Annotated in this window: 2 protein-coding genes and 2 pseudogenes; all 4 read right to left on the bottom strand. The window is 55.4% G+C overall.

The features are described 5' to 3' along the window. Nucleotides 1-698, bottom strand: a pseudogene (locus ACYZYZ_RS02460) (hypothetical protein); the annotation flags it as partial. 206 nt (nt 699-904) lie between these two features. Beyond that, nucleotides 905-1,381 (bottom strand): chemotaxis protein CheW, encoded by a 477-nt coding sequence (locus ACYZYZ_RS02455; RefSeq protein ID WP_305170444.1) that lies wholly within the window; start codon nt 1,379-1,381, stop codon nt 905-907. Nucleotides 1,382-1,417: 36 nt separating this feature from the next. After that, nucleotides 1,418-7,507 (bottom strand): hybrid sensor histidine kinase/response regulator, encoded by a 6,090-nt coding sequence (locus ACYZYZ_RS02450; RefSeq protein ID WP_461483123.1) that lies wholly within the window; start codon nt 7,505-7,507, stop codon nt 1,418-1,420. Between the two features lie 30 nt (nt 7,508-7,537). Beyond that, a pseudogene (locus ACYZYZ_RS02445) lies at nt 7,538-8,204 on the bottom strand (hypothetical protein); the annotation flags it as partial.

The raw sequence follows: 8,204 nt of genomic DNA, 5'->3' as shown, positions 1-8,204 counted from the left end.
ATCTGCGGCGGGACAATTAACAGCGGGCGGCGATAAACCTTCGATGTACGGGGGCGGTACTGGATGAGCTCCAACTGCTCATTGCGGTACACCACGGACCCTTCCGTGGTGGCCAGATTGACGCCCACACGGAATTTGCTTTTATCCACCTGGGAAGGCATGCCGTGGTTGTGCTGCAGATCGTTAACGTAGTTTTTCAGTCCCTTGATCAGACTGTTGCCTTTGGTCTCAACCACTTTGCGCAATGCCTTAGGGTTGCCCAGCAGAAAATTGGTGGGTGACATGGAGGTGGTCAGTACTTCCTTGACGAACTTGGCCCGGCGCAGATCCAGCCCATCCAGATCAAGATCATCCACCAGCTCGTCCAGGGATTCATCCCAGGCAAAATACGCCTGTTTCAGTTTTCGGTAGATAACATTTTCTTCCCAGGAGGGATCGGAAAAACGACGGTCCTTGATGGCATCATCATACTCGTCCGTGCCTTTCAAAATATCGGCGACCCGCCGCCCGAAGCGCTTGCTGTAGCGCAATACTTTTGACGGCTGCGCGGCGGCCTGCTTCGCGGTTTTTTTCACCGCGCTTTTGATGTCATCCGTACTAACGCCCACCAGAGGATTGAGCGCAACAGTGTTCTCGATCGCTTTAGCCAGCAGCTCTTCCTGAATCTGTGCTGCAGACTTTTTGCTCTTTTCGGACATACGTTCACCCTAGGAAAAAGGTTGTACCAGGAGCGGGAAGGGGAGAGGAGATCGGTTGATCTTCCGACTAACTCTATCACCTGCAGGCGGCATCGCAAAGTATGGCTTGTTTGTGAAACGACCCCCGCCTTGCAGGGTTCTCGGTAAGCATAGCACTTCTGCGATCCAAGTAGCGGCGGAGGGCAAGCGGTCTTTGTCTGTCAATCTCAGGGGTAAAGCTGTTCGGAAAGGTAGTGTTCCAACTTTTCCAGGTCCGGAATCAATGCCTGCCAGCTATCCATGGCCACGGCCATGATCGCAAAGGGGTGACTCTCTGTACTCATTTCCTGCATCAGGTCTGCGGGGGTCATGCGCATCAAGTGTGGAAAACCCTGTATCTGCAAGGCAAAGAAATTGAATTTCTGGTTATCGGTCATGGCGTGCAGCACCAGCGCCATACGACCCGGTGACTGGCTGCCACCGTTTTCACCCAGCCTCTCAAAGGAAACCAGGGGAATGCGTTGCAATCGCCATTCCATCCAGCCGACCAACCAGTCTGGCTCGTCAGCAGGCTCACAGACCACCTGCTGAACCACTTCGGCAACACCAGCCGCCGGTACCAGCAGGCGGTGCCCTTGAATGGAGACAAAAAGGCTGTCTACCTCTGTCTGCAGTAACCCGCTGTCTGTCTGTAACTCGTTCATGTGGCTAGTCTCCAACCCCGCTTTCTATCCAGGCACTTATTGCTCGGCCAGTTGTATCACTTCGGACATGGCGGTGAGCAGCTCATCTTCCTGATAGGGTTTGCCCATATAACGTTCAACGCCCAGGGCAAAGGCTCTGTCACGGTGTTTGTCGCCGGTGCGGGAGGTGATCATGATGATGGGTATAGAGCGCAACGTATTACTGCCCTTGACCCGCTTTGCCACCTCGAAGCCATCCATGCGCGGCATCTCGATATCCAGCAGCATGACGTCGGGGTGACGATCTTCCAACAACTTCATGGCCTCGACCCCGTCCCGCGCCGTCAGCACTTCGAAACCTTCCCGTTCCAGGAACCGGCTGGTGACCTTGCGCACGGTCACAGAGTCATCTACCACCATGGCGCAGATGGCGCTGGACTGATCGCGCTCCTGTTTGGAGTCGTGTACTTCGACCCCTGCTCTCGCCACCACTTCGGCACGTAGCAGTCCCAGCATGTCGAGAATAATCACCACGCGACCGTCGCCCATCAGCGTCGCACCGGACAGTCCCGGCACCTTACTGAAGGGCAACCCGAGACTTTTCGCCACAATTTCAGCACTGCCTGCCAGGCCGTCAACCTGCACCGCATAGCGGCGGGTTTCCGAGTGCACAAGCACCATAAATACCGATTGTAGCGAGGTATCAATGCGGGGAGCCGCACCCTCCTTGATCAGACTGCCTAGATAGCGCACTTCATACTGCTCACCGGCATACTCGAGTCGTGAGTCCGGGTGACGGTAGTATTGCTCCAGCTCGCTGGGGCTCATACGAACCACACCATCGACACTGCTCAATGGCAGGGCGTAAAGCTCCCCGTACATTTCGATCATCAACGCGCGGTTGACGGAAACGGTGAACGGCAACCGGATAATAAACTCTGTGCCCTGACCCGGGTGTGAATGAATCTGGATGGTGCCGCCCAGTTCACGGACCTGGCTGTTGACCACATCCATGCCGACGCCGCGCCCGGACACCTGGGAGACTTTTTCGGCGGTGGTGAACCCCGGTTCAAAGATAAACTGGATGATATCCTGGTCTTCGAGACTGTTGTCCACCGCAATCAGCTCACGTTCTATCGCTCGCTGGCGAATGGCCTCGGTGTTCAACCCGCGGCCATCGTCGGACAGCTGCAACAGGATATCACCGCCCTCACGCACCAACCCCACGGAGATGGTGCCGGTTTCCGGCTTACCCGCAGCCAGGCGCTCTGCTCCGGGCTCCATGCCATGGTCGATGGAGTTGCGGATCATATGCTCCAGTGGTGCCAGCATCTGTTCCATCACCGAGCGGTCCATTTCCCCGTCGATGTTGACCAGCTTCAGGTCCACTTTCTTGCCCAGCTCATCGCTAACCTGGCGCACGATGCGGCGCAGTCTGGGTACGATCCGAGTGAACGGCACCAGACGCATGCGCATCAGCCGCTCCTGCAAGTCTGTGACAATGCGTGCTTGCCCTATCAGATGTGATTCAGCACCCCGGGCTTTTTCTGCGAGGGTTTCCTTGAGGTCCTGCAGGTCGTAAGTAGACTCAAGCAGTGACTGAGACAATTGCTGTAAGTGGGAATAGCGGTCCATTTCCAGAGGGTCAAAACCCTCGGGGGTATTCAGCGCTTCCAGCTGTTCCTGGCGGAACATCATGTGGGCTTCCGTTTCCATGCCAATACGGCGCACCTGGTCCTTGAGACGAGCGATGGTGGACTGCATTTCATCCAGCGTATAGGCAAAATCGTTAACCTGTTGCTCCGCTCGACCACGGGAAATACTGGTTTCTCCAGTGAGGTTTACCAGGCTTTCCAACAGTGGCGCCGAGACCTTGATCGTATCCTGCTGACCCGTTAGCTGCCGCTGTTGCTGAGGCGCGACAGGTTCGATAATTTCCGGCAACAGCGCATCGGAAATCGAACTCTCAGGCGCTGGCTCGGCAAATACCTCAGGGTGTATTTCGGCAAAGCTGTCCTCTGCCGAGGATTGATCCGACTCTGGCAATGTTTCCTGAACTTCTTTTTCCAGCGGAACTGGGGATTCGGTGACGGACTCCGGCTGCGGCGCTGCCGACCCTGCTTCGGCAAACAACTGCCGGGCAGCCGTCAGTGCTGCCAACAGGTGATCCTGACGACGCATCAGTCCTCGGAAAACATCCTCGTTGAGTTGGTCTCGATGACTTTCCAGGGTGAGAATTTCGGTTTCAAAATCGTGGCTGAGCTCACCAAGCTGCTGCAGGCTCGCCATTCGCGCCCCGCCCTTGAAGGTGTGTAGCGCCCTTTTCAGGGACTCGATGCTGTCTTGATCCTGCCAATCCTGAGCCCACTGTTGCAGGCCCCGGTCAATATCTTCCAGTAATTCATCTGCTTCACTGATGAAAATTTCCAGGATTTCCAGGTCAATATCTTGCCGGTTGATTGCAACCACCTGGAATTCATCGGTAGCCGCAGCCTCCTGATCGGCTTCGCCCGCAGGTAGTTCACTGCTCTCAGACAGATCCTGGGTTTCAGCGGGCAATTCCTCAGATAGATTGGCCTCTTCAACAGGGGTCTCGGCAACTTGCTCTGACTCGGCATCGGAAACTGGCTGTGATGCTTCAAACCACTGAGGAGAAGTTTGAGGCTCCTCTATGGTTTCGTTGATATCTTCATGAACACTATCCGCAGCCTGCTCAAGTTCAGCCTCGGAGACAGGTGGAGAAACCTCCGCGGACTCTGGTGCGAATTCCTGTGGCTCTTCCAACACTTCGTCGTTTTCTTCAACAGGGGAGTAGGCAACCGGCTCCGGTGTCATGCCGGCCTCAATTTGCGGCTCGACCTCGGTCAAAGTAACAACCTTCTCTTGGAACATCTCGGAGATATCCAGAGGTGCCTCACCCGCGTCACTGATAGCCGGTGTCGGTGGCTGAGTAGCAATATCAGATAAAGCCTGCTGCAGTGAATCGGAGCAGGGTGTCAGATCCTGGTTTGCAGCAACCGCATCCACCATGCCCAGCAACTCGTGGTGCGCTTGAACTAGGGTAGCTACCAATACTTCGTCAGCCGGTCGGCTGGTTGATAATATCTGCTCATAAGCGGCACCCAGCAATTGGGCCAGCTGCTGCATGGGTTGCACACCCGCCCGCTCGGCCGCCTCAGCGACTTTGCACAATTCATCACCAAACTGCCCGACGATGGTTTGATCTTCAGGGGATTGCTGCCAGTGATGCAGCATATCTTCAGCATCCAGCAATGCCTGCATGCCTTCTGTCATCAGCAGGTTTAGCAGATCTGGACTGACCTGATGTGACGACGCTTTTTCTTCACTGTGCAGTACCACGGCCATGGCCCGATCACGGAGCTCGGACAGACGTTCCAGGAATCCCGGCAGTTCCGGTATTTCCTCGACACAGCCAAGGCTTGGGATTGTCGACAGGGACAAACGGCAATAGGTATCGGCATCGCTGAGCAAGTCGATAATGTCGCTATCGACGTTGAGCTGGTAGGTGTACAGCTCTTTAATAAAGTTCTCTAGAGGCGTGGCGAGATCACCAATGGACTCCACACCGGCCATACGTGCACTGCCCTTGAGAGTATGCAGGGCGGCCTGCAGATCACTGCTTGGCGGCGAATAAACCGGTGCCGCCTGGCGCTGATCTTCTACAAACCGGGCTATTGTCGACAGGTGCTGCGCGGCCTCTTCAGAAAAGATGGACAACAGTTCCATTTCTTCCGGATCAATGGCCAATTCTGCCGGTGATTCGAGCGATGCTTCCGCTATGTCGCTTTCCACGGCATCACTGCTCTCAACAGCGGGCTGTGTTTCACGGCCCTGCTCTGTATCGGCGTCATGGGTTTCAAACTGTGACAGGGCAACCTCTTCACCTTTGGCAAGCGCCTCTGCTGCAATCATCAGCCGACCGACAAATCCCGCTCTTTTCGGTTTGCGGCCCAGACGAAATGCTTCGCTGACCTCGGGCATGACCTCCAGAGACAGTTCCACCACGGCCATCAGGGTGGGAGTAACCATCACGCGCTTTTCAAGTACCTTGTTGAGTAGGTTTTCCAGTTGCCAGGCAAGCTCGCCCAGAGTCTCTGCTCCCACCATGCGTCCGCCACCCTTGAGGGTGTGGAAGGCCCGGCGAACCTCTGTAAGCGGCTTTTCACTGTCAGGCTGTTCAACCCACAACTGGTACTGTTCCCTGAGGGTCGCCAGGACTTCATCGACTTCCTCAAGGAATACCTCAACGATCTCGTCATCGACCTGCGACTCGTCATGCTTTTCTGATGTCGGCTCGGCCGATATCTCATCCACGGATTCGGCAGGTGCAATGGCTTCTTCGTATGCCTGTTCGCTCTGCGTTATCTCTTCAACTGGGTCAACCGAACCGCCTGTATCAGGTTTCAAGATCGGGATAACCGTGGGGGAGTCAGGCTGGTTGAGCGCTGTAACCGGGTACCCCAGTTTTGCGACACTTTTTTCTGCCAGGGACAGGATCATGTCCTCGTAATCGGCATCCCGCTGATCGAGAACATCCAGAAAGTATTCAATACTGGTCAAGGCTTCAGCGAGTGAATCCAACATATTCCAGTTGGGCACGCTTTGTTCGGCCAGCACTTCCTCAGAAAGGAAGCGTTGGCAGGCTGTCATCACACGGGCAGCCCTATCCTGCTCAAGCACGGCCAGGGCCCCTTTGACATCCATCAGCAACTGAGACACATCGGCCAGCTTGTCACGCTGCCATTGCGAGGCAATGAAATCGACAATGACATCCTTGATTTTCTCAAGCCCGCTTTTGGCTTCAGTCAGCAGTGCCAATTGTGCGCGGTTCAGCTCCACCTGCGTGGCATTGTTGGTGGTAATTCCTTCAATCAGCTGTCTGTTCTGTTCCAGCCATCCCTGCAGGCCGTTTTCGGCCAATACCAGTTTATCTGCCATTGCCAGCAGTCCACTACGGTCCTCGGGATGCTGCTGAAATGAAGACCAGAGGGATCGGGCCTCCTCAATCTGCTGATATTGCTCCTGCCTGCCCAACATCAGCATGGAATCGGAAATGCGTTTCAGGCGCTCATCGGTTTCTGTCCTCAACCCCTTATGGTCACCGGGAACTTCCACCAGTTGTGCCAATGCTTCCTTGAGCCGACTGAACTCTTCCTCAAGCACGGCCACCATGGCTTTGGCAGTATCGTTCTGATACAGCGCTGAAAAGTTGTTGTCCGCCTCTTCAACCAGCACATCGGGGAGCGCTTGGTCCAGATGATACAACTCCCTGACCAGGGTAGAACGTGGGCCCTGGCTTTTACCGTGGGCAATATAAAACAGAAGGTTTTTTAGCAGGGTTCTCGGCATGGGCTGCATGAGGCCGTCATAGCCTGCCTGGGAGAGGCGGCGAATTTCCACCTCCAGCTGTCGCAGCAGCATCTGCACTGCCTGACCCAATTTGATTTCCTTACCGGCGATACCCTCCAGAAGAGCCAGCACCACATTCCAGAGTGGCTCCCGTGGCATACCTTTGCTCAGCTCGCGAAGCCGCGAAAATACTTTATCGAGGTAACCGAAGTTTTCTTCAACCTTCTCGCCCTTGACCACCCCCAGCAGGGCGTACTGATACATTTGCCGCAGCTTGCGTAACAAATTGGTCATGGCCACCGGATCAGGTTGCCGATTGTAGGATTTGCTGAGCTGCTCTGAAGCGAGCATCTGGGGCGTGAAGTAAGCGGTTTCCGATACCAGCGGCTCTGATTTTATGGCTCGCAGTTCGTTAAGTAGCAGCAGTAGTGTTTCCGGCTGATCCTGACGGGTGTTGAGCAACTGCCGCAAGTAGCCGGGCAGGGTTAGAATAGCCTGCACCAGCACCGCACCTGCCTCGGCGACATTCATGACGCGCCGGTTGATAATGCGCTGGGCCACCTGTTCCATCTCATCGGCCAGCAGCAGCGGGCCGTGGCACTCCGCCATTTTCAGGGAACCGTGAACTTCATGTATCAGAGATAGACAACGGCGCATAGGTTCGTCGTTGTCTGGATGGTCGAGATAAATTTCCAGCGCCTCAGCCGCATTATTCAGGCTGGTCTCGACTTCATCCGTCAACCAGGACAATCCCTGTAATTTTCCCTGTTGTTCCATCTAGCACTCCCCGTCAGGTACTCAGGTGTATTACAGGGTTGAAGTCGTCTGTTTCGATTTTTCCTCTTCGGCCTCATCCTCACTGTAGAAATCTTCTGTCAGTGCATCAAAGTCCAACTCATCATCGGGATCCGTTTCCTGGAGCGATTTGAGCAGTGCCTCCTCGTCGTAATCATCACTGTAGCTCTGCTTCTGTTCCACAGGAGTATCTTCGGTCAGCTCATCACGGGTAGCTTCTGCATCCTGCAACACACTTTCAACGGTATCCGCTGCCGCCTGATCACCCCCTTTGTGCAGAGCTTGGTCAATCAGGTCAAACTCGTCGTCTGAAAGCATCGTGCCACGCATCGGCTGGCGCTCCGCTTGCGGCTTGGGCTTCGGTGCTACAGAGCTCTCCATTGGTGCCAACGGCGAAGCACTGTGATCTCCCTCGGGGTCTTGGAGGCTCAGCCCGCGGAGGCTATCGGCTTCGACATAATCGGTGGGCTCAGACCACTCCTCTTCCTCAACTCCGGCCTCATCGATGCTGCTCTCATCATCCACCGGCAGGGAGTATTCAGGCAATTCGCGCTCCATAGATGCCGGCAACTTGAAGCCGGAAACCGAGTTGCGCAGCTCTACGGCCAGCTCCGCCAGCTCGCCAATGGATTGGGCGGTATTGTTGGTGCCGGACAAGGTCTGGGACGTAATATCCTGA

Origin of the sequence: Porticoccus sp. (assembly GCA_023261185.1) — a bacterium.
Lineage (GTDB): Bacteria > Pseudomonadota > Gammaproteobacteria > Pseudomonadales > Porticoccaceae > Porticoccus > Porticoccus litoralis.
Note: the sequence above shows the minus strand (reverse complement) of the source record. Positions and strands in the feature narration are given on the sequence as shown.

Excerpts from the sequence above, each read along its gene's own strand:
- ACYZYZ_RS02455 (WP_305170444.1), bottom strand. The coding sequence starts at position 1,381 with ATGAACGAGTTACAGACAGACAGCGGGTTACTGCAGACAGAGGTAGAC.
- ACYZYZ_RS02450 (WP_461483123.1), bottom strand. The coding sequence starts at position 7,507 with ATGGAACAACAGGGAAAATTACAGGGATTGTCCTGGTTGACGGATGAA.